The sequence below is a fragment of the Marinomonas flavescens genome (assembly GCF_004352835.1).
Taxonomy (GTDB): Bacteria; Pseudomonadota; Gammaproteobacteria; order Pseudomonadales; family Marinomonadaceae; genus Marinomonas; species Marinomonas flavescens.
Map to the genome: position 1 here is coordinate 60,755 of NZ_SJSB01000012.1, position 20,493 is coordinate 81,247.

Below are 20,493 nucleotides of genomic sequence, written 5' to 3' on the forward strand. Positions count from 1 at the left end.
GAATTAACCTAGTTGTGCTTTTACTTGTTTACTAATGGTTGCCATGTCTGCGCGGCCTTGCACTTGCGGTTTTACAATGGCCATTACTGCGCCCATTTGCTGCATTGAGCTAGCGCCAGTTTCTGCGATAGCTGCTTTTACTATTTCACCAACTTCGTTGTCAGTTAGTGGAGCTGGTAAAAACTCGCTGATGATTTTAATTTCGTTATGCTCTATTTCAGCTAGATCTTCGCGGCCAGCAGCTAAAAACTGTTGGTGAGAATCTTTACGCTGCTTGTTCATTTTATCTAGAACGGCTAGGACTCGAGCATCGTCTAGCTCTATACGTTCGTCAATTTCAATTTTTTTACACTCAGAAAGAATAGTTCGGATGGTTGTGACGCGCAGTTTATCTTTAGCGCGCATGGCATCTTTAATGGTTTCTGATATGAATTTTTTTAATGCTGACATGAGTTCCTCTTTACTTTCTAGTAGGCAAATATATACGCAAAAAAAACGGCTAGTTTGTTAACTAGCCGTTTTTTTATAAACCTAAATGCAAGAAGCGTCTAGGTAAACATTTGTTTTAAGCAAATTGCCAAACGGCATAGAGGCCTAGTACAAACGTTGGAATTTTTTCTGCTCACGAGAAACTTTCTTAGCGTGACGTTTTACAGCAGCTGCTGCAGCACGTTTGCGAAGAGTTGTTGGTTTTTCGTAGCATTCACGACGACGAACTTCTGCCAAAACACCTGCTTTTTCACAAGAGCGTTTGAAGCGACGTAGAGCGATGTCAAATGGTTCGTTATCTTTTACTTTTACTGCTGGCATGTTTTTACCTTTAATAATGTTTTTTAAGTTTAAGTATTCACAAAAACGGCGTGAATCATACCCGTATTTAATGGGCTTTCAAAGCGCGCTTTTGTTGAACAGAGCAGACCATCCATCAAGATGATCGATTTTTCTAACTCTGAGCAGACTGATGTCGCGTCTGTAACTGTTAATTTTTTACCAAGAGTTGTGTTTGGTCCGCCATATTGCTTGCTTTGAAGCTATGTGCCAAACGAGAAAAATCACCTGCCTTTTAATTTAAACATTGAAAACGCGCATATTGTAAATGTTTTGACTGCGCCTGTCTAATCTGTTTTACAGTCTGCCGCCTTCAGACTAGATGAGTTACAATATGGACAAACAGATTAATGAGATGGTGTAGATGAAAGTACTGGGTTTAGAAACGTCCTGTGATGAGACTGGCATTGCTATTTATGACACAGAGAGTGGTTTATTAGCTCATAAAATTTACTCTCAAATTGCGCAGCATGCGGAATACGGTGGTGTGGTGCCTGAATTGGCGTCTCGTGATCATGTGCGTAAAACCTTACCATTGATCGATGAGGTATTGCTTGAAGCTGGCATGACGAAAAAAGAGTTGGATGCTATCGCTTATACCAGTGGTCCAGGTTTGGTCGGTGCATTGATGGCTGGGGCGACGATTGGACGTTCTTTGGCTTTTGCACTGAATATTCCGGCACTAGGCGTGCATCACATGGAGGGGCACTTGTTAGCGCCAATGTTGGAAGAAAGCCAACCTTCTATGCCTTTTATTGCCCTGCTTGTCTCAGGTGGGCACACACAATTGGTTCGAGTCGATGGCATAGGTAAGTATCGTCTACTTGGTCAATCTTTAGATGATGCGGCGGGGGAGGCCTTTGATAAAGCGGCTAAAATGATTGGCCTACCTTATCCTGGCGGCCCTCAAATCGCAGCGTTGGCGAAGCAAGGAAATCCTAATAGTGGGCTTAAATTCCCACGGCCTATGACCGATCGTCCGGGATTGGATTTTAGTTTTAGTGGTTTGAAAACGGCGTTTTTAACCGCTATTCATAGTGCGTTAGATGACGACCGTTGTGATGAGCAATTTAAAGCAGATGCAGCTTTGGCATTTGAAGTGGCCGTGGTCGATACCTTGGTTATTAAGTGTCGTCGTGCACTTGAAGCGGAAGGCTTGAAACAATTAATTATTGCCGGCGGTGTGAGCGCAAATCAGCGCTTAAGAGAACAGTTGGAATCACAACTTAAAAAAGTTAAAGCGAGTGTTTTCTATGCTCGCCCTGAGTTTTGTACAGATAATGGGGCCATGATTGCTTACGCTGGTGCGCAACGTTTGGTCAATGGGCAGTCTTCTCCGCTTAATCTTTCTATAAGAGCTAGATGGCCATTATCTGAATTGCCCCCTATTGAGGAGTGCTAGTTATGAATGATATCGTTTTTATTGAAGGTCTGAATGTTAAGGCTGTTATCGGTGTATATGATTGGGAAAAAACCATTGAGCAAGAGTTGGTGTTCGATCTTGAAATGGAGCATGACAACCGAGATCCTGCACAAGCCGATGATTTATCTAAAACGCTTGATTATGAGGCTATTTCAAATTTCATTATCGCATTTTGTGCTGAACGCCGTTTTGAGCTAATTGAAACCTTAGCTGAGCATTTGAGTGATGAGCTGATTAAAACTTTTCAGATGAATGCGTTGGTTATGACGTTACGTAAACCGGGTGCGGTAAAAGCGGCGAAGGCTGTTGGCGTTAAAATAGCGAGAAAAAAAGTAAGCGCTTACTGATCGGTATGCTCGATAAAAGAGTTAGCTTGTTCATTTAGTGTGGTTATTCTGGTTGCTTTGAGTGCTAGGCCAAGCTCAGCGCCACTAAACCCTTGTTTCATTAAACTTGCTGCATTTATTTTGGCGATGCTGTTGCGCAAATCTAGCCATTGATCTTGGTGAGTATTCGTTAGTAGGCTTAAAACCTCAATCAGGCGTTGGTATGGTTGAGGTTTTTTTATGGCGCTGACACTGGTTAGCCAGCTTTCCCATTGCTCGGCAGGCATTGGGATTTTTTGATTTTCTCTAAAATGGCGAACTTGCTCTGCTAACACTTTGAATTGATTTGGGCATTTTAGTTGTTTTTGCAGGCTTTCTAGTGCGCTTATTTGAGTGTGTTGGCACAGTAACGACCACCGTTGTGGTGCGGTTAAATGGGCTTGTTCTAGTTGGCATCGAATACGCTGGCTGGGTTGCCAAAAAAAACCTGGAAACAAGGCATCTAATGCGTTTGCTTTTTCAAGAACATCAAAAAAAACATAAGCATTAGGGGTTGAAAGCGACTTTTCTAGTTCCTTCCATACGCGCTCAGGACTTAGGCTAGAAAGCTCTCCTGATAAGCTGATCGTCTGCATTAAGCTGAGTGTTTCTGGGGCAATATTAAAGTCAAAGTCGGCAAAGCGTGCGGCAAAACGTGCGATGCGCAATACTCGCAATGGGTCTTCGATAAAAGCACTAGAAACATGTCGAAAAAGGCGTTTTTTAATGTCTTCTTGACCATGGAAAGGGTCGATTAGTTTTCCGTCTGTATCTTGGGCAATGGCGTTGATGGTGAGGTCGCGGCGTTCTAAATCCTCTTCTAATGTGATATCTGGTGAGAAGTCACATATGAAGCCTGTGTAGCCTTGACCTTGTTTTTTCTCTTTGCGTGCCAGCGCGTATTCTTCTTTGTTTCTTGGGTGCAAGAAAACAGGGAATTGTTTGCCAACTTGTTGATAACCTTGCTTTTCTAGCTCCTCAGGGGTTGCGCCAGTCACGACCCAATCACGATCTTTAACGTCTAGCCCAAGTAATTTATCTCGAACTGCGCCACCAACTAGATATACCTGATACTGAGCCATGTTTTAATTAATTACCTAATTCGCATTGTTCTGGAAACATTGCGCTCCATTGGCTATAGCCGCCGTTTAGTGAGTACACTTCACTAAAACCTTGGGCTGCAAGGTATTCAGCTGCCCCTTTACTGCTATTGCCGTGATAACAGCAAACAATGATTGGACGAGATTTATTATTGGTTTCGATGAAGGTTTGTACATTGTCATTGTCGAGGCTAACCGCATTAATAATGTGGCTATTTTGATAGCTAGTTGCGTCGCGGATATCCACAATGAGAGCATCGTTTTCTATGATTGGAAGCGCGTCAGAGACGTCAATGCAGGTATAGGTCATATTGTTTTCCGGTTTGTTGAACAAGGGGTACTAAAGCTTTGTTTATCTTCTAAGCGAAGGGCTGTTAAGCTTCCGCCCCAGACACAGCCAGTGTCTAAAGCATGTATTCTGTCTATATTTGTAATGCCTTCTAGCGCCGCCCAATGGCCGAACACAATATGGCAATCTTCAGGTAGTTTGTTGGGGTAGGTAAACCATGGAGCGTAGCCTTTCTGCGCGGTCGCGGGACCTTCTTTACTTTTAAGATCAAGCTTACTGTTTTCATCACAAAAGCGCATTCGTGTTAAATAATTAGTAATGGCTCTGAGTCTATCCATACCTACTAAATTTTCGTCCCATAATCTGGGTTTATTACCATACATAACGGCGAGGAAGTCATCTATTTGATCCCCATTAAGTTGATTTTCTACTTCTTTGGCTAGTCTTTGAGTCTGCGTGAGTGTCCAACAAGGTGGTATGCCTGCATGTGTCATTATGGTATTTAATGACGCATCATAGTGGCAAAGTGGTTGTTGTTTTAACCATGAAATTAACTCGTCTCGATCACTCGCTGTCAGAATATTAAATAGGGTATCGTTTCGTTTTAGCGTGCTATGGCCGTGTGCTACCGCGATTAAGTGGAGATCGTGATTGCCAAGAATGACTTTGGCGTTATCACCAAGTGACTTTATGAAACGCAATGTTTCAAGCGATTCAGGACCGCGATTAATGAGATCGCCGGCAAACCATAGTTGGTCTTGATCTTGTTTGTAGTTGATTTTTTCAAGCAAATCAAAGAGAGGCGTCAAACAGCCTTGTAAGTCGCCAATGGCATACGTTGCCATAATAAAACCTCAGTGTACCTTATTCGGAACAGACAGAGTGAATGGACGAACTGGCGCATCGAACTCAGTGCCATCATCCGCGATAAAACGATAGCTGCCATGCATGCAGCCAACAACGGTATCCATAACCGTTCCGCTGGTGTATTGAAATGACTCGCCAGCGGCTAGGTGAGGGTATTCTCCCACCACGCCGCTACCTTTGATTTCCTGAACTTTTTCGTTGCCATTGGTAATTACCCAATGTCTGGATTCAAGCTTTGCTGACTCGGTGCCACAGTTTGTGATGGTAATGTGATAAGCGAATACAAACCTGGATTCAGAGGGGGTTGATTGCTGTGCTAGATATTCTGTTTGCACTGAGATGGCAACATCGTGCTTTAACATCTAGGCTTCCTTGTTATGAACGAGGTTAGCAATGCGTACAAAGTCTGCAACATCTAATCTTTCTGGGCGCAGGCTAGGGTCTATTTCTAGCAACTCAAAATCTTCGTTATCCAATACGCCTTTATAGTTATTACGTAACGTTTTTCGACGTTGATGAAAGCCAATTCTGACCGTATCCTCAAGTGTTTTAATATCTACGACAGGAAACGGAAGGATTTTATGAGGTGTCATTCGAACAATGGCAGAGTCTACTTTTGGTGCTGGATCAAAGGATTCTGGGCCAACAATAAAGAGTGATTCCACATCGCAGTAATATTGTGCCATGACGCTTAAGCGGCCATATAAACTGTCACCAGGGCGAGCGGCTAGGCGATCTACTACTTCTTTTTGTAGCATGAAGTGCATGTCTTCAATTGCGCTTGCTTGGCTTAGTAAATGGAAAATAAGCGGTGTTGAAATGTTATAAGGTAAATTACCAACGACACGAATTCGTTGTTCTGTCGCAAGTGAAGCAAAATCGAATTTCATTGCGTCTGCTTCATGAACGGTCAATTCAGGAAATCGAAACAAATTTACTTTTAGTATAGGGATTAGGTCGCGGTCTAACTCGACAACGTCCATGCGTTCGGTAACGCTGATAATGCCTTCTGTTAAGGCACCTTTACCGGGGCCAATTTCAACAATTTTTTGGCCTTTTCTAGGGCCAATACAAGCAACAATACGACGGATCACACCGTGGTCGTGCAAGAAGTTCTGGCCGAAGCGTTTACGTGCTTTATGGGATTGTGGTTTGCTCATTAGGAATGTTTTTTCGCGTTATTGGCCATATTGATGGCGTGTTGAATGGCGACTTTTAAACTGCCGTCATTGGCTGCGCCTGTTCCTGCTAAATCAATGGCTGTGCCATGATCCACCGAGGTTCGAATAATGGGTAAGCCTAACGTAATATTTACGGCATTACCAAATCCTGAGTATTTTAACACAGGTAAGCCTTGATCGTGATACATAGCTAAAACGCAGTCAGCTTGATCTAAGTATTTAGGTGTGAAAAGAGTGTCAGCAGGTAATGGACCAATTAAATTTAGGCCTTCATTTCTTAATCGCGAGAGCGTTGGGATGATGACATCTATTTCTTCCATGCCTAGATGTCCATCTTCACCAGCATGCGGGTTTAAGCCGCAGACGAGAATGCTGGGAGACTCGATACCAAATTTTGTCTTAAGGTCGTGATTAAGAGCATGAATGACCAGCGTTAGGGTTTCGTCGGTAATGGCTTCTGAGACATTCTTTAATGGCAAATGTGTGGTGGCTAATGCGACCTTCATTGCATCAGTGGCGAGCATCATAACAACGTGTTTAGAGTGGCAGAGGTGTTGAAAAAACTCAGTATGTCCAGAGAAATGTGTTCCGGTTTCGCACAAGATGCCTTTATGAACGGGTGGGGTGACGACGGCGTCAAACCTTCCCTCTAGGCAGCCTTGTCCTGCGATTTCTAGTGTTTTTAGAACATAGGGCGCATTGGTAACATCAAGAAGTCCCGCCTGGCTTGGCTTGTTTAATTCAACGGGAAGTATGTAAATCGCCCCTTTCTGATGTGCTATTACTTGTTCGGGAGAATCGATTGTTATCAGAGTAGGCTCAAGATTTAAGCACTTTGCTCTTGCTTTCAGTAGTGTCGGGTCTGCGAGAACAACAAGACGAGCATCGAATGATGTAGTCATCAATGCGCTGAGGATAATATCAGGGCCAATGCCGGCAGGTTCACCGGAGGTAATGGCAATAATAGGCATTTCTTTCTTCTCGTCTTGTTGCATCATCTACGTACTTATTCCTTTATATCGATAAAAGCATCCGCTTTCAATTCGCCTAACCAGTTACTTAGTACCACGTCTTTTTTCTGTGCCACTAAGGCTTGCTCGGCTTTAGCATCTTGAACCTTTTTACTAATATCTGCTTTGCGACGACCTTCTACTTCAACGATGTGCCAGCCAAATTTCGTTTGGAATGGTTGGCTGAAGCCGCCTATCGGTGTTTCATCCATCACTTTTTCAAATTCTGGAACCATGGTTCCAGGTGATGTCCAACCTAGCTCTCCACCTTGTAAAGTAGAGCCTTGATCTTCACTGTATTTTCTTGCTAAATCACCAAAGTTTGCGCCTTTCTTTAGTTGCTGATAGATATTTTCAGCGAGCGCTTTGGTTTGTTGCATATCTCGAATTTCGTTTGGTCGAACTAAAATATGTCGAGCTTTGGTTTGCTGTTGGATCGTTGTAGACGGTGAACGTTTAGCAATTAACCATAGTAAGTGAAAACCAGCATTACTCTGTATCGGGCCTACTAGGGCGCCTGTTTTGCTGTCATCAAGTGCTCTAACAAATAGTGGAGGAAGTTGATTTAATGGGCGCCAGCCTAAATCTCCGCCTTCAATAGCGAATTGGCCATCTGAATTGGCAATGGCTTGGTTTATAAAGTCATCTTCGCTATGGATTTTTTTAGCGATGGCTTCAATTTTGGCTTTAGCTTCATCAGGGTTGCTAGAGCGAATCAGAAGATGCCTTAAATGGACTTCATCTTTGTCCTTACTCAAGCTGGTATCAGAACTTAAGTAGTCATTAATTTCTTGCTGACTAATAGAAATTCGTTTGTTAATAATTTCTTTTTTAATGTTGCTAATGAGGATTTCTTTTTCAATCTGATCACGATAGCGACTGTAATCGACACCTTGTTTAGCAAGAACTTGCTTTAGTCCATTAAGATCAAGATTCATTCGTTGAGCAACGCCTAGAATTGCTTTATCAACCGTGTCGCTAGAAATTTGCATACCAACACTGCGGGCATAATTGGCTTCTAGGGTTTCATCAATAAGTTGGTTTAATATTTGACGGTGAATATTAGGTGTCATTTGACCACCTGGAATTCGACTTTTCACAACATTAAATCGCGCTTGAATATCGCTGTCTAAAATAGGTTGAGAGTCAACGATAGCAGCAATGCCGTCCAGTTTTTGAGGTGCTGCTTGTAGGCTTTGAAAAGGCGCTATAAGTAGAGCCAAGCTTAATATTAAAGAAAAGATTTTCATCATTAGTATCCAGTTTTCCCTTTGTTCCAATAATCGTCAGCGATGCTAGAAGTACTATTATCTTTAGCACCAACACTGCTTAAGCTGCGTAAACTAAATTGTAGGAAGAAGCCGTTTTCAAAGACGCTGTCGTCATTAAGCCAGCGTTGATAGCTTGCAGAGACTTTTAGACAGCAGTTTTCGTAGCCTAAGCCTGCGACTTCTTTCGTGGTTCTATTTCCCATAAAGTCATAGGTGTGTTGTAAAAACATTGACCAGTTTTGATTAAGTGGGAATATAGTTCCGATATTTGTCTGGTTGGCGTCGTCATCAGAATCTTCGTTATCAATGGTATAAAGATAACTTAAATCAATCTTAACTTCGTCAACTGGTTTCAATTTTACAATAACTTGAGTAAGGGTCGAATTACCATCCCCTATGTCATAGTTAGCATTAGCCGTTAGGCTGAATCGATCGCTACCTGTGTAGGTTACGGATGCCAGTAATGGGCTTGTGCTTGAATCTGCTATTGGGGTGTTGCTGCTAGTGGTACCACTGACAGAAACGAAACGATCTTTTAGGTATTGGATTTGTCCCAGTTTAAAGGCCCAGCGTTCGTTGTTGTTCTCATCATATAAACGACTTTCAATCCCTAAGGTAAACTGTTGTGTATCACCGACGCGATCATTGCCGCTTAACCTCTCATGACTGAATGCCTGCGAATAGTTTAGAACCGGTGTACTGGCATCAAAATCAGGAATAAGGCTTTGATCTTCATAAGGTGAGTTTAGGAAGCTTAATTTTGGAGTCAGTGTTTGACGCCATGTTTTGTCATTGTTCAAGATGCTGCGTTCAAAAGTAGCACTTGAATCAAAGTATGTAGATACATGGTTAAGGCTTGTATCGTAATCTGAGTTTGTGGTGTATTTATGAATAGAATACTGACGATTTTGCAGTAAAATACCTGGAGTAAAACTGCCCCACGCGTTACTTAAATTGAGTTTTATATCCTGGTTAGCCACAGTACGCTGACCATCAAAATCATTTTCGTCAGGATCGTAAAAGTCAGTGTATTGGCCTTCTATACTATAATCTATAAGATCAGTCGCATACCGATAAGAGGCATCAAGACGAGGTAACCAATCAAAAGGTTTGTCGTTTGAAGGGTCTGGTGTTTGATAGCGCCGAACTTTTGCTGTACTGCTAAAATTTCCATTATTAAAAGAAAGGTATCCGCTCCTTTCATAATTATCTTGTTCGCCTAAAGACGTAGTATTGGTATCAGGAAATTTGTCTTCAGTTGGATTGTCTTCTAATAACAATCCAGTGGAGAAATATTTATTCAGTTGCTGATCTGTTTTTAGTTTTCTCAGCGTTTGCTCACCTTCAGCATTATCATCAAAGGTAGATTGTTCGTAGGTTGTTTGGCCATATTTACCTAAATGTCTAAGCTCAAGGTCAAAGCCTGCCCCTTCTTGTTGGACGTAATTGGGGGTGATTGTTGCATCGTAATTAGGAGCAATATTCCAATAGAAAGGCGCGGAAACACTTAATCCCTTACTGCCAGATATGCCAAAGCTAGGGAATAGAAAACCAGTTTGGCGAGCGTTATTTAACGGGAATCTTAGCCAAGGAAAGTAAAAAACAGGCACATCATGAATCCGGATTTGGACATTTTCAGCGGTACCAAAACCTTCGCTAGGATTAAGCTCAATAGCGGTACCATAAAGCTGCCAGCTTTCTTCTGTTGGCTCACAAGTCGTGTAGTACCCTTGATGAATGAAGATAATGCCGTTTTTACTGCGAAGTAACGATTTGGCAGCACCACGAGCGCCGGTATCTAGGCTGACAAATTTCGCGTCTACAAACTCTGTAGGTGAGTCATCAGTGCTTGAGAGGTAGCCACTGGAACCACGAATCATTTGACCTTTTTGTCTTAGAACAACATTGCCATCAGTTTTATAATACTTGTCAGGAACGCCTTCAATCTTATCTGCTTGTAAAGTAGAGTTAGGTTGAATAATTTCAGCGGCTCCATTGAGGTGAACGACACCTTCTTTGTCTCGATAAATTAGATCTGCCTTGAGGTTGGTATCTTGTGAATTAGGGCTTTTCCACTGATCTATATAAGACCCACGGCAGTATCGTCCAAGTTGAGCTTGCTGATCGGCAGGTAAAGATTCTCTCGGAACCCAATCCCATTGATTCGCATGAGCCAAAGGTATGATGAAAAGACTTTGAAAAATTAAAGCGTAAATGCGTGAATGCTTAACCATGCAGGGTATACTTGTCGCCAAATGATGATTGTCCCAAATTGGACTCTGCCCCTAGTTGGGTCCTTGTGTGAGACAAATGATAATCTAAGCAGGCCACTACGGGCTACCGATTCTGGAGAAATATCTTTATGTGGAAGTTGATTGGTGCAATTTTAGGCACCATCTTGATGGGGTTCTGGGGAGGACTACTAGGCTTATTTATCGGCTCTATGCTAGATAATGCGCAGCGTGGTGGTGCTTTTGTCGGTCTACGTGGACGCGCAAATGTACGTCAACAACAGGAAACTTTTTTCCGTACATTATTTTTATTAATGGGGCGTTTAGCCAAGTCTGATGGCCAAGTATCGGCTGCAGAGATCCAATTAGCTGAAGCGGTCATGCAGCGATTGCGTCTTTCGCCAGCGGCTCAGCAACAAGCGCGCCAGTTATTTAATGAAGGTAAGTCGGCTAATTTCGATCTTGTTACTGTATTAAGTCAGTTTAAAGAGGTAGTGGGGCCCGGAGATTTAACGCGCACTTTGCTTGAAATACTATTGGTATCTGCTTATGCCGATGGCCACTTCAGCGTTGAAGAGAAATCTTTAGTTTCACAAGTTTGTGCTTACTTGGGTGTTTCTGTTGCCGAGTTTGAAAGTCTTCATGTGCAAATTAAACAACAGGCACATTTTAGACAAGGGTATCAGTCATCTCCTAACAGTGCGGATTCAAAGGACCTGTTGAAAGCGGCATACGATGCGCTTGGCGTGAGTTCTGATATGAGTGATGGTGATATTAAGAAAGCGTACCGTAAATTAATGAGCCAACATCACCCTGATAAACTTAGTGCAAAAGGTTTGCCAGATGAAATGATTGAGCACGCAAAAGAGCGTACTCAAGAAATACAGTCGGCGTATGAGATGATCAAAAAATCTCGTAAATAAAAAGAGTGTTTTTCGTCGCGTTATGATTAAGGGCTTTTATAGAAAAGCCCTTTTTTATATTCAGGGAGAGATTTTAGTTGATCAATTTGAGTGGTATTTTGTTTTAAGAACCCACGAACTAGTTGAATGTTTTGTTGTTTACTCTCCGCTCCGCTTCCAGTGGTATCTAGTTGAATAAATTCCCCTGTATCGCCTTTACGTTGATTGGCGGCTTGTTTACGCCACACAGAAAATCGATGGGCTTCAGCAGAGCGGTCAAAATAAGTATCTAATACCGGTTGTTCTATTAACGAGAGATCTTGCGCTAAAAAATAGTCACTGACTGTGCGTGGAGATTTTATGTCAATTAAGATGAGAGCGTCTCCCATCGTTTTATTCTGTGCGAGAAAATGCATTGCGTAAGCAGCGCCAGTGCCGTAACCGATAAAAACAAATTGTTTATTACCTTCAGCTTTAGCGCTTGAAATCGTGGCTTGTATGCGAGCAAAAACGACGTTTTGATTGGGCAGCAATGGCTCTGTTTGTGTCGGTGCTGTGCTATTGGCTGAGGGCGTTTCTACCGCTTTAGCGCGTTTTGTAATATCAGGGATTTCAATCGACAGAGTGCACCAACTGTATTTTGGAAGCGCATTTCGTAAAGGAGAAATGACTGTTGGCCAGTTAGGGTGTTCATTATCAGAGTGAAGAAGGATCGCGCAACCTTGTTGATCCCCCGTTAATGCTTTCCTATGCAGGGTTAGGAAATCGGATCCTTCTGCTTGAAGGATCTTGATTTGATAATCTAGGTGGTTTTGTTTTAAGTTTGTTTCTAATGCTTGTAAACGTGTTTTTTGAGGTGTTGGGATAACTCGTTTGTTGTTTTGTTTTTCGGCAGCTTTGTTTTCTGTTGTGGATGGTGCACTCGTCGTGGTGTTCGCGGCTTGTGTGGGCGCTACTTCGTCATCGGCAGAGATGGCGTGCGGTGACATTACCAGCGCAAAGCCGAAGATAATGGCATTAATAAATGGTTCGTTATTTTTCTTCATTGTTACCAATACTTATTAAGTGTGCCTTGTTAAAATGGACGAAATGCCACGATATTTTCTATTTTGTCACTGCTGGAGCCAGATATGAATAATTTTATTATCGCCCCTTCGATTCTTTCTGCGGATTTTGCCCGATTAGGGGAAGAAGTCGATAAGGTCTTGGAAGCGGGAGCCGACATGATTCACTTCGATGTCATGGATAATCACTATGTCCCTAATCTAACGATAGGGCCTATGGTCTGTAAAGCATTACGTAAACATGGTGTGACAGCAGATATTGATGTTCACCTTATGGTAAAGCCAGTAGATCGTATGATAAGCGAGTTTATTGATGCGGGTGCAACAAGTATTACTTTTCACCCTGAAGCGAGTGAGCACATAGATAGATCGTTGCAGATGATAAAGGATGGTGGATGTCGAGCTGGTTTGGTTTTTAACCCAGCGACAACACTGCATCATTTGAAATATGTCTTAGATAAGATCGACATGGTGTTGCTAATGTCTGTGAACCCTGGCTTTGGTGGGCAAACTTTTATTTCAAAAACCCTTGATAAATTACGTGAAGCAAGAGAGTTGATTGATTCTACTGGCCGTAATATTCGCTTAGAAGTTGATGGCGGTGTCAGTGAGAAAAATATCGCTGATGTAGCGAGAGCCGGAGCGGACACTTTTGTTGCGGGCTCGGCTATCTTTGGTAAAAAAGACTATAAAGCGGTGATTGACATGATGCGCCAAGAATTAGCGAGTGTGCGCTAATGAAAACACCACGACATTTTAAAAAATGGTTTGATGGTTGGCCTGAACTCGTTTGTTTCGATTTAGACGGCACCTTGGTGGATAGCGTTCCAGATATCGCGTTATCAGTGGATGCTTTTCTTGCTGAGCAGGGTGCTCCATTAGCGGGTGAAGTGTTGGTGCGGAGCTGGGTTGGTTTTGGTTCAGCTAAGTTGATTGAACAGGCAATGGCGTGGGCAAATATTGACCCAAATAAACACGAAGAGTGCTATCGAACCTTCTTGAAATATTACTTTGAACACCTCTCTGATAGAACGACGCTGTACCCTAACGTAAAAGAGTTATTAAAAGCGTTTAAGCACCAAGGTGTTCCTGTTGCTTTGATTACCAATAAGCCAAGTGTTTTTATTAAGCCTATTTTAGATCATTTTGAGATTACCGAACACTTTGGTTGGTTTTTAGGGGCTGATACTCTTGAAGAGAGGAAGCCGTCCGCTCTTCCGTTGTTGCACTGCAGTGAGGCGATTGAAGCGGAACCAGAAAAATGCTTGATGATCGGTGATTCAATCACAGATTTTCGTGCCGCGAATAACGCGGGCTTTAAATGTGCTCTTGTGACCTACGGTTACAATCAAGGGGTGGATCTACTGTCTCTTGGTGCCGATGCTGTGATGGATGATTTAGCCGAGTTATTGATTTAGTCATTATGAGTGGGCCATTATTTGTCTCGCCTTAAAATCGTTAATGTATTTTAGGGCGAGACAATAGACTTTGTTATTACGTTAAAAGGACACGGTTAAATTCCCTTTTTCTATCGCCGTTGAATTATGTCTTTCTACTATTTAATTGAATTTGACTGTCGGGTGCCATGTGGACAGTATGAGTTGGGAAGGCCACTTCAGCGCCATGCGATTCGATAATAGTCATAATTTTGAATAGTACGTCTTGCTTGACGTTATGGAAGGTTCCCCAGTCGACCGTTTTGGTGAAAGTATAGATAAAAAAGTCTAATGAAGAAGGGCCAAACTGGGTGAAATTCACCATGTAAGTTTGATCCGTATCTAAGTCTTCATGGGCTGCAATCATATTTTTCACTTCGGCAATTATGTCGGGAAGTTTGCTAAAGTCATCATAACGAACACCGATTGTCTCACTGATGCGACGGTGGCTCATCCGTGAAGGGTTTTCGACAGAAATTATTGAAAAGGTAGAGTTTGGGACATATAAAGGACGCTTGTCGAAGGTTCTAATTCGAGTCTGACGCCAGCCGATGTTTTCTACTGTTCCTTCGATATTTTTGTCTGGAGAACGAATCCAGTCGCCGACCACAAACGGTCTGTCTAAATAGACAACCAAGCCGCCGAAAAAGTTGGCCAATAGATCTTTAGCAGCAAAACCCACAGCAATGCCACCTACACCGCCAAACGCTAAAACTCCGGAAATACTGTAGCCCAAGGTTTGAAGAATAACGAGCAACGCAGTGATAATGACAGACACTCTTAGCAGCTTACTGATTGCACTGGCGGTCGTATAATCTACCTTAGTCTTTATTTTTTCAGATGTAGTTAGTGTTCTTTCGGCTTCTTTAATGCATCTAAGGACGAACCAAACAAGTAGGACAATGACGCCAACTTCACGAATAACATTAACTAACGATATGAATTTAGGATCCAGTTCTGTTCCTGAAATTTCAGCCGCAATCGTAATGCCAATTAACCAAATAAACATACCAATGGGCTTTTGGGCGGCTTCAATAAGCATGTTGTCCCAAGGTGTTTTTGTTTTACCCAGCTGATGATTAATACGCTCTAATACTTTCATTACGATAAAGTTGATAAAGAGTGTCAGTAGTACAGTCAAAAACACACGTACTACCCAGTGCATTTTTGAATCACCTAATCCTAAGTATGTTTGTATCGTTTCCCAGGTCATTATGTATCTTTTCCTTTTTTTAGTGTTTTGCTAAAAAAATCAGAGTAAATCGTTTAAAGAAGAAAGAGAGTGCCTAATCCCAAAAAGGCAACAAAGCCTGCAATGTCAGTGACTGTCGTTAAAATAACAGAGCCAGATAAAGCTGGGTCTATTTTTAGTTTGTCTAATATTACTGGAATAATGACGCCAGAGAAGGCCGCCATAATGATATTGACAATAATCGCCATTGCAATTACGGCACCTAGCATTGGGCTGTCAAACCACCATAGGGTGACAACTCCGATAACAATAGCCCATAAAATGCCGTTTAAAATCCCCACTTTTAACTCTTTTTTAAGTAAAGATTTTAGGTTGCTACGGGTGATTTGTCCGAGTGCTAAGCCGCGTACAATAAGAGTCAGAGTTTGACTGCCTGCTATCCCTCCCATAGAAGCGACAATGGGCATCAATACGGCCAAGGCAACAACTTGCTGTAATGTTGCTTCAAAAAGGCCTATGAAAGAAGAGGCAAGAAAGGCCGTTAAAAGGTTGATGCCAAGCCAAATTCCTCGAGTTGCCGCACTGCGTTTTACCGGCGCAAATAAGTCGGATTCTTCATTTAAACCTGCTGTTGACATTTGTTGAGTTTCATTCGCTAAGCGAAGACTCTCTAGGGCTAGGCCAGCATGAAAACGGCCTAGTAAAATGTGATTTTCATCAACGACCGGAAGAGCAGATAGTTCCGCCCTCTCAAGTTGTTCCGCTGCTTTCGTGAGTTCTGTCGTCGCCAAAATAAAAGGGCAATCCTCATCGATTAGGCTAGAAATGGGATCGTGGTCTTGAACTTTAAACAGTGCGTCGAATTTTACACAACCAACCCATCGTCCGGTACGATTTACCAGATAGATCATGTCTGTGTAGCTCGGTGTGTTTTTTTTAAGCAGGCGTAACGCTTCCGATGCGCGAATGCTTTGCGACGTAATTAATAGCTCGTGATCCATCCAGCGACCAACTAAATCATCATCGTAGATAATGCCTTTTTGGTAATATTCACGTTGCTTGTGATCCATTTGGTTAAGAGCGAGATCAACCATTTTATCTGGTAATGAATCGGCTATTTCCAGTAGATCTTCTGCCTCTACATCGGCAAACAAGGCTTCTATATCAGACTCATCGAGTTCTTTTAATAAAAGTCGCCTAGATTCGCCACGCATTTCAACCAAAATATCGAGACGATTGGCTTGTTTGATGTTTTGCCAAGCTTTTGTTCGTTGTACGAGAGGGATTGATTCTAATGCAAGAGCGACATCGTCAGGAGTCAATTCGGACATGGCTTTGCTGATGGACTCAGAAGAGTGCTCATCTTGAATTAACGCTTCAATAAGGTCTGCAACTTGGCTATGCACAGGATATCCTTTACAACCGAAAAATAGAGAGAATAGTGGCGAGTTGTTAGTTTGAAGTATAACGGTAACAGTTTCAAACAAGGCTTTGTTTTTACGATGTTTTTGATCAAAAAATAAAGTAATCTTTACTTTTCATAACATGGTATTACGTTTTTATTTGTATAAATAAGCAATAGGTTCAAAACCAATCAAAGGTATTAGTCTTCGTTACTTAAATCCTTTAAAATCGTCCCTTGTCTGTTGCTTCTCGTGTACCTTTAAGTGAGGTGGGCGTTAACGAGGATGCGTTGTATTTACTATCGATTAATAATTATATGAGTATCAAAGAGTTAGACATAATATGCTGTTAATGATCGATAACTACGACTCTTTTACTTATAACTTGGTGCAATATTTTCGCGAATTAGGCGCAGACGTTAGCGTCTATCGAAATGATAAAATCACCATTGAGGACATTGAGCGACTTGCGCCTTCTCATTTGGTTATTTCTCCCGGCCCTTGCACACCCAATGAGGCTGGTATTTCAATGGATGCGATTCGCGTATTTGCAGGAAGAATTCCTATTCTAGGTATTTGCTTAGGTCATCAAAGTATTGGGCAAGTCTTTGGTGGGGATGTAATTCGTGCTAAAAATGTCATGCATGGAAAAACCTCTCTTATTTATCATAATGAGACGTCTGTGTTTCAAGGGGTGCCAAACCCTCATCGAGCGACTCGTTATCATTCTCTCGTTGTTGCTGAAGCGACATTGCCGGATTGTTTTGAAGTGACGGCTTGGACAAAGAGCCAAGATGGTAAACGAGATGAAATTATGGGGATGCGACATAGGTCCTTACCCATAGAAGGGGTGCAATTTCACCCCGAATCTATTTTAACTGAGGCGGGACATGCCTTGTTAGCAAATTTTTTGACGCGATAGGAGAAAAGGGTGGATATCCAACAAGCAATTGCGGCTGTAGCTGATCGCCAAGATTTGACAAGTGATCAAATGCGCCTTGTGATGAGCGATATAATGACGGGAAAAGCCACTCCTGCTCAAATTGGCGGTTTTTTAATTGGCCTAAGAATGAAAGGCGAAACCGTAGATGAAATCACAGCAGCAGCGCAGGTAATGCGTGAGTTGTCTATGAAAGTAGAATTGTCATTAGATCATGTGGTTGACACTTGTGGTACAGGAGGCGATGGCGGTAACTTATTTAATGTCTCAACAGCGGCGGCGTTTGTCGTTGCCGCAGCTGGCGGTAAAGTGGCTAAGCACGGTGGTCGTTCAGTATCGTCAAAGTCAGGAAGTGCAGATGTATTGGAAGAAGCTGGTATTTTTCTTGATCTAAGCGCTGAGCAAGTTTGTCGTTGTGTCGAAGAAATTGGCTTAGGTTTTATGTTTGCGCCTCATCATCACTCGGCAATGAAGTACGCTGTGGGGCCTCGAAAAGAGATGGCAACACGGACTATTTTCAATTTGCTTGGTCCGTTAACCAATCCTGCAAATGCAAAAAGCCAAGTGATGGGCGTGTTTTCAAAAGAATGGGTTCGTCCTATTGCTGAGGTTCTTAAAGCCTTAGGTAGTGAGCACGTTATGGTTGTGCATTCTAAAGACGGCTTGGATGAAATTAGTATCGGTGCACTGACCTATGTTGCTGAGTTGAAGAACGGTGAAATTACAGAATATACCGTCTCTCCAGAAGATTTTGGTATTCCTCTTCAGTCACTTGAGTTGATTCAAGCGAAGGATGCGACCGATAGCCTAGCGCTGGTTAAAAAGGCGCTTGAGGGGAAAGGGGTTGATAATCCAGCTCGTGATATTGTTGCTCTGAATGCTGGTGCGGCCATTTATGTTTGCGGAATTGCAGACACTCTAAAACAGGGTGTGGAAATGGCAGAAGATATGATTGGCAGTGGGTTGGCGAAAGTGAAGCTTTCTGAATTAGCGAGCTTCACTCGTTACTATAAAAACGCTGAGTAAGCAAAGCGAAGGACATCGTTGTTATGCAAGTAGAAATTCCAACAATTTTAAAAAAAATCGTAGCGCGAAAATTTGAAGAAATAGAAGAGCGCAAAACGAAGAATTCTTACGCGAATTTAGAAGTTGCCGTTACTGTGGCGAATGTACACAACGCGCCAAGAGGTTTTGCTCAAGCTTTACGAAATAAAATTGCTCTGGGAAAGTCTGGAGTGATTGCTGAAGTCAAAAAAGCGTCGCCTAGTAAGGGTATTTTACGCGAAAGTTTTTCGCCTGCTCAGATAGCCAGATCTTACGAGCAGCATGGTGCCGCTTGTTTATCGGTATTGACGGATCAAGATTTTTTTATGGGTCATGAAGACTATTTAGTCGAAGCTCGTAATGCGTGCAAGTTACCTGTCATTCGCAAGGATTTCATGGTTGATGAATATCAAATTATGGAAGCTCGAGCTATTGGGGCTGATTGCATACTGCTAATAGCGGCTTGTTTAGATGGCCTGCAGCTGAGAAAATTTGATGCTCTAGCGCGTGATCTAGGAATGGATGTACTGGTAGAAGTTCATAATAAAGCAGAGCTAGACCTTGCTTTAGAAAATACCGACACAGAGCTATTAGGGATTAATAATCGAGATTTACATACGTTCGATTTAAGTTTGGATCATACCTTCGAGTTAATGAAAGGTGTCCCTGATAATCGTCTTATTGTGACCGAAAGTGGTATACATTCTCGTGATGATGTTGCTCTTATGCGTCAAAACAATATAAATGCCTTTCTTGTTGGGGAAGCTTTTATGAAAGCGCAGAACCCTGGTGAGAAATTAGCTGAGCTTTTTGACTAAAAGTCTAGAGAGGATTGAATCATGAAAACAGATGTAACGTGGCAAGAGGATGTTCATTTCACTGCTGAAACGGGATCAGGTTTCAAAATTGAAATTGATGGTAATCAGCGTGTTGGCTCACGACCTATGGAATTGCTCTTAGCTGGCTTAGGCGGTTGTGCTTCTTATGATGTGGTTAATATTCTGAAGAAGTCTCGTCAAGACGTTGTGTCTTGTGTGGCTAAAATTGATGCGGATCGTGCTGATGCTGTTCCGGCTGTGTTTACTGAAATTCGAATTCATTTTGTAGTAACAGGGCGAGGCTTGAAAGATAAGATTGTCGAACGTGCTGTTAAACTGTCTGCAGAAGAGTATTGCTCTGCCTCGTTGATGCTTGAGCGAGGTGGCGTAAATATTGTTCACAGTTTCGAAGTGATAGAAGTGGAATGATTTTTTGCGTAACACTAGAAAAGAGCCATTAGGCTCTTTTTTTTTGCGCTGTAAAAAGTGGTGTCCCCTGCGAGATTCGAACTCACGTCTAAGACTTAGGAGGTCCTTGTTCTATCCGGCTGAACTAAGGGGACAATTAATAGGAGAGTTTATACCTGATTTCGTCGATCAACTCAAATTTTGAATGTTGAAATAATTGATTTATATGAGGATTTTAAGCTCTTCCTAATGTGTGTTTGCTGCTTATCGGGCGTGTGGCGCCTCTGGCTGTATAGACTTTGCTTTTATCATTGTGCCCTTGTAATAACTCAAAAAGATGCTTGTTGCGTTTTTGAAGTGTACTAAGAATATGGGCGTTAGTAGTATTTTTTGTTTTACAGACAGTTAGGAGGGCTTCGCATTCTGTCATTAGTTGGCGGGTTTCATCCATTGAGCTGTCTTGTTCTAAAAGCCATGCTTTGAAAGCGTCTTCGGATGGTTTTTTAGGGTCAACAATATTGAATTTAATGAGTAAATTAACTCTTCGCTCATTAAGGAGGTTCATTTCATCAAGAAGCGTGCTTTTTTGGGAAGCGATATTGATGATGTTTTCACTATTCAATTCACCAAGTGCGATTCTTTCACTATCAAGAAGGGATGAAAGTTGGCAAAGTATTTCTTTGCTTCTTGAAAATACTGACGCAATGGGGAGCATAGGGCA

Annotated in this window: 23 protein-coding genes and 1 tRNA gene; 9 read left to right on the plus strand and 15 right to left on the minus strand. The window is 42.2% G+C overall.

Features of this window, described 5'->3' with window-relative positions; genetic code table 11:
- Positions 1-3: 3 nt before the first annotated feature.
- Positions 4-450, minus strand: a complete 447-nt coding sequence (locus tag E0D70_RS12705) for a GatB/YqeY domain-containing protein (RefSeq protein WP_133012664.1) — start codon at positions 448-450, stop codon at positions 4-6.
- Positions 451-594: 144 nt separating this feature from the next.
- A complete protein-coding gene (gene rpsU, locus E0D70_RS12710) occupies positions 595-810 on the minus strand; it encodes a 30S ribosomal protein S21 (RefSeq protein WP_009835737.1) in 216 nt (71 codons plus the stop codon).
- Positions 811-1,192: 382 nt separating this feature from the next.
- Between rpsU and tsaD the strand changes: the two genes are divergently transcribed.
- Positions 1,193-2,230, plus strand: a complete 1,038-nt coding sequence (gene tsaD, locus E0D70_RS12715) for a tRNA (adenosine(37)-N6)-threonylcarbamoyltransferase complex transferase subunit TsaD (RefSeq protein ID WP_133012665.1) — start codon at positions 1,193-1,195, stop codon at positions 2,228-2,230.
- A 2-nt stretch (positions 2,231-2,232) separates the two neighbouring features.
- Positions 2,233-2,598: a dihydroneopterin aldolase gene (gene folB, locus E0D70_RS12720; protein ID WP_133012666.1), complete on the plus strand. Its 366-nt coding sequence runs from the start codon at positions 2,233-2,235 to the stop codon at positions 2,596-2,598.
- Here the strand turns inward: folB and E0D70_RS12725 are convergent.
- From E0D70_RS12725 to E0D70_RS12760, 8 genes are read right to left on the minus strand one after another with little or no spacing between them, the layout of a single operon-like run.
- Positions 2,592-3,698 (minus strand): tRNA nucleotidyltransferase/poly(A) polymerase-related protein, encoded by a 1,107-nt coding sequence (locus E0D70_RS12725; protein WP_133012667.1) that lies wholly within the window; start codon positions 3,696-3,698, stop codon positions 2,592-2,594. The genes folB and E0D70_RS12725 overlap by 7 nt on opposite strands.
- 7 nt (positions 3,699-3,705) lie before the next feature.
- Positions 3,706-4,026, minus strand: coding sequence for a thiosulfate sulfurtransferase GlpE (gene glpE, locus E0D70_RS12730; protein ID WP_133012668.1), 321 nt, complete (start codon positions 4,024-4,026; stop codon positions 3,706-3,708).
- Complete coding sequence (locus tag E0D70_RS12735) at positions 4,023-4,850, minus strand: symmetrical bis(5'-nucleosyl)-tetraphosphatase (protein ID WP_133012669.1); 828 nt, start codon at positions 4,848-4,850, stop codon at positions 4,023-4,025. The genes glpE and E0D70_RS12735 overlap by 4 nt, the downstream gene beginning before the upstream one ends.
- Positions 4,851-4,859: 9 nt before the next feature.
- Entirely contained in the window at positions 4,860-5,234 is a 375-nt protein-coding gene (gene apaG / locus E0D70_RS12740; protein WP_133012670.1) for a Co2+/Mg2+ efflux protein ApaG, read from the minus strand.
- The gene (gene rsmA, locus E0D70_RS12745; protein ID WP_133012671.1) at positions 5,235-6,032 is read right to left on the minus strand and encodes a 16S rRNA (adenine(1518)-N(6)/adenine(1519)-N(6))-dimethyltransferase RsmA; all 798 of its coding nucleotides are present in this window, start codon (positions 6,030-6,032) and stop codon (positions 5,235-5,237) included. It lies immediately after the preceding gene.
- Positions 6,032-7,048 (minus strand): 4-hydroxythreonine-4-phosphate dehydrogenase PdxA, encoded by a 1,017-nt coding sequence (gene pdxA / locus E0D70_RS12750; protein WP_207923265.1) that lies wholly within the window; start codon positions 7,046-7,048, stop codon positions 6,032-6,034. Before pdxA ends, rsmA begins: the two co-directional genes overlap by 1 nt.
- Before the next feature lie 11 nt (positions 7,049-7,059).
- Positions 7,060-8,316: a peptidylprolyl isomerase gene (locus E0D70_RS12755; protein ID WP_133012672.1), complete on the minus strand. Its 1,257-nt coding sequence runs from the start codon at positions 8,314-8,316 to the stop codon at positions 7,060-7,062.
- Complete coding sequence (locus tag E0D70_RS12760; RefSeq protein ID WP_133012673.1) at positions 8,316-10,568, minus strand: LPS-assembly protein LptD; 2,253 nt, start codon at positions 10,566-10,568, stop codon at positions 8,316-8,318. The genes E0D70_RS12755 and E0D70_RS12760 overlap by 1 nt, the downstream gene beginning before the upstream one ends.
- Before the next feature lie 128 nt (positions 10,569-10,696).
- Between E0D70_RS12760 and djlA the strand changes: the two genes are divergently transcribed.
- Positions 10,697-11,488, plus strand: a complete 792-nt coding sequence (gene djlA, locus E0D70_RS12765; protein ID WP_133012674.1) for a co-chaperone DjlA — start codon at positions 10,697-10,699, stop codon at positions 11,486-11,488.
- Between the two features lie 26 nt (positions 11,489-11,514).
- Here the strand turns inward: djlA and E0D70_RS12770 are convergent, their stop codons facing one another.
- On the minus strand, positions 11,515-12,513 hold the full coding sequence (locus tag E0D70_RS12770) for a DUF3530 family protein (protein ID WP_133012675.1): 999 nt from the start codon (positions 12,511-12,513) through the stop codon (positions 11,515-11,517).
- Between the two features lie 84 nt (positions 12,514-12,597).
- Between E0D70_RS12770 and rpe the strand changes: the two genes are divergently transcribed.
- Positions 12,598-13,269: a ribulose-phosphate 3-epimerase gene (gene rpe / locus E0D70_RS12775; RefSeq protein WP_133012676.1), complete on the plus strand. Its 672-nt coding sequence runs from the start codon at positions 12,598-12,600 to the stop codon at positions 13,267-13,269.
- On the plus strand, positions 13,269-13,949 hold the full coding sequence (locus E0D70_RS12780; RefSeq protein ID WP_133012677.1) for a phosphoglycolate phosphatase: 681 nt from the start codon (positions 13,269-13,271) through the stop codon (positions 13,947-13,949). Before rpe ends, E0D70_RS12780 begins: the two co-directional genes overlap by 1 nt.
- A gap of 124 nt (positions 13,950-14,073) precedes the next feature.
- Here the strand turns inward: E0D70_RS12780 and E0D70_RS12785 are convergent, their stop codons facing one another.
- Together E0D70_RS12785 and E0D70_RS12790 are read right to left on the minus strand one after the other, a co-directional pair.
- Positions 14,074-15,180 (minus strand): mechanosensitive ion channel family protein, encoded by a 1,107-nt coding sequence (locus E0D70_RS12785; RefSeq protein ID WP_133012678.1) that lies wholly within the window; start codon positions 15,178-15,180, stop codon positions 14,074-14,076.
- A gap of 53 nt (positions 15,181-15,233) precedes the next feature.
- Positions 15,234-16,565 (minus strand): magnesium transporter, encoded by a 1,332-nt coding sequence (locus E0D70_RS12790; protein WP_133012679.1) that lies wholly within the window; start codon positions 16,563-16,565, stop codon positions 15,234-15,236.
- Positions 16,566-16,905: 340 nt separating this feature from the next.
- Here E0D70_RS12790 and E0D70_RS12795 point away from each other — a divergent pair, with 340 nt between their 5' ends.
- From E0D70_RS12795 to E0D70_RS12810, 4 genes are read left to right on the plus strand one after another with little or no spacing between them, the layout of a single operon-like run.
- Complete coding sequence (locus E0D70_RS12795; RefSeq protein ID WP_133012680.1) at positions 16,906-17,484, plus strand: anthranilate synthase component II; 579 nt, start codon at positions 16,906-16,908, stop codon at positions 17,482-17,484.
- Between the two features lie 9 nt (positions 17,485-17,493).
- The gene (gene trpD / locus E0D70_RS12800) at positions 17,494-18,528 is read left to right on the plus strand and encodes an anthranilate phosphoribosyltransferase (RefSeq protein ID WP_133012681.1); all 1,035 of its coding nucleotides are present in this window, start codon (positions 17,494-17,496) and stop codon (positions 18,526-18,528) included.
- Positions 18,529-18,551: 23 nt separating this feature from the next.
- Positions 18,552-19,364, plus strand: a complete 813-nt coding sequence (gene trpC / locus E0D70_RS12805; protein ID WP_133012682.1) for an indole-3-glycerol phosphate synthase TrpC — start codon at positions 18,552-18,554, stop codon at positions 19,362-19,364.
- A gap of 21 nt (positions 19,365-19,385) precedes the next feature.
- Positions 19,386-19,793 (plus strand): OsmC family protein, encoded by a 408-nt coding sequence (locus tag E0D70_RS12810; protein WP_133012683.1) that lies wholly within the window; start codon positions 19,386-19,388, stop codon positions 19,791-19,793.
- A gap of 58 nt (positions 19,794-19,851) precedes the next feature.
- Here the strand turns inward: E0D70_RS12810 and E0D70_RS12815 are convergent.
- Both E0D70_RS12815 and E0D70_RS12820 read right to left on the minus strand, forming a co-directional pair.
- A tRNA-Arg gene (locus tag E0D70_RS12815) sits at positions 19,852-19,927 on the minus strand.
- A gap of 80 nt (positions 19,928-20,007) precedes the next feature.
- Positions 20,008-20,487: a flagella synthesis protein FlgN gene (locus E0D70_RS12820; protein ID WP_133012684.1), complete on the minus strand. Its 480-nt coding sequence runs from the start codon at positions 20,485-20,487 to the stop codon at positions 20,008-20,010.
- Between the last annotated feature and the right edge of the window lie 6 nt (positions 20,488-20,493).

Excerpts from the sequence above, each read along its gene's own strand:
- E0D70_RS12705 (WP_133012664.1), bottom strand. The coding sequence starts at position 450 with ATGTCAGCATTAAAAAAATTCATATCAGAAACCATTAAAGATGCCATG.
- rpsU (WP_009835737.1), bottom strand. The coding sequence starts at position 810 with ATGCCAGCAGTAAAAGTAAAAGATAACGAACCATTTGACATCGCTCTA.
- tsaD (WP_133012665.1), top strand. The coding sequence starts at position 1,193 with ATGAAAGTACTGGGTTTAGAAACGTCCTGTGATGAGACTGGCATTGCT.
- folB (WP_133012666.1), top strand. The coding sequence starts at position 2,233 with ATGAATGATATCGTTTTTATTGAAGGTCTGAATGTTAAGGCTGTTATC.
- E0D70_RS12725 (WP_133012667.1), bottom strand. The coding sequence starts at position 3,698 with ATGGCTCAGTATCAGGTATATCTAGTTGGTGGCGCAGTTCGAGATAAA.
- glpE (WP_133012668.1), bottom strand. The coding sequence starts at position 4,026 with ATGACCTATACCTGCATTGACGTCTCTGACGCGCTTCCAATCATAGAA.
- E0D70_RS12735 (WP_133012669.1), bottom strand. The coding sequence starts at position 4,850 with ATGGCAACGTATGCCATTGGCGACTTACAAGGCTGTTTGACGCCTCTC.
- apaG (WP_133012670.1), bottom strand. The coding sequence starts at position 5,234 with ATGTTAAAGCACGATGTTGCCATCTCAGTGCAAACAGAATATCTAGCA.
- rsmA (WP_133012671.1), bottom strand. The coding sequence starts at position 6,032 with ATGAGCAAACCACAATCCCATAAAGCACGTAAACGCTTCGGCCAGAAC.
- pdxA (WP_207923265.1), bottom strand. The coding sequence starts at position 7,048 with ATGCAACAAGACGAGAAGAAAGAAATGCCTATTATTGCCATTACCTCC.
- E0D70_RS12755 (WP_133012672.1), bottom strand. The coding sequence starts at position 8,316 with ATGATGAAAATCTTTTCTTTAATATTAAGCTTGGCTCTACTTATAGCG.
- E0D70_RS12760 (WP_133012673.1), bottom strand. The coding sequence starts at position 10,568 with ATGGTTAAGCATTCACGCATTTACGCTTTAATTTTTCAAAGTCTTTTC.
- djlA (WP_133012674.1), top strand. The coding sequence starts at position 10,697 with ATGTGGAAGTTGATTGGTGCAATTTTAGGCACCATCTTGATGGGGTTC.
- E0D70_RS12770 (WP_133012675.1), bottom strand. The coding sequence starts at position 12,513 with ATGAAGAAAAATAACGAACCATTTATTAATGCCATTATCTTCGGCTTT.
- rpe (WP_133012676.1), top strand. The coding sequence starts at position 12,598 with ATGAATAATTTTATTATCGCCCCTTCGATTCTTTCTGCGGATTTTGCC.
- E0D70_RS12780 (WP_133012677.1), top strand. The coding sequence starts at position 13,269 with ATGAAAACACCACGACATTTTAAAAAATGGTTTGATGGTTGGCCTGAA.
- E0D70_RS12785 (WP_133012678.1), bottom strand. The coding sequence starts at position 15,180 with ATGACCTGGGAAACGATACAAACATACTTAGGATTAGGTGATTCAAAA.
- E0D70_RS12795 (WP_133012680.1), top strand. The coding sequence starts at position 16,906 with ATGCTGTTAATGATCGATAACTACGACTCTTTTACTTATAACTTGGTG.
- trpC (WP_133012682.1), top strand. The coding sequence starts at position 18,552 with ATGCAAGTAGAAATTCCAACAATTTTAAAAAAAATCGTAGCGCGAAAA.
- E0D70_RS12810 (WP_133012683.1), top strand. The coding sequence starts at position 19,386 with ATGAAAACAGATGTAACGTGGCAAGAGGATGTTCATTTCACTGCTGAA.
- E0D70_RS12820 (WP_133012684.1), bottom strand. The coding sequence starts at position 20,487 with ATGCTCCCCATTGCGTCAGTATTTTCAAGAAGCAAAGAAATACTTTGC.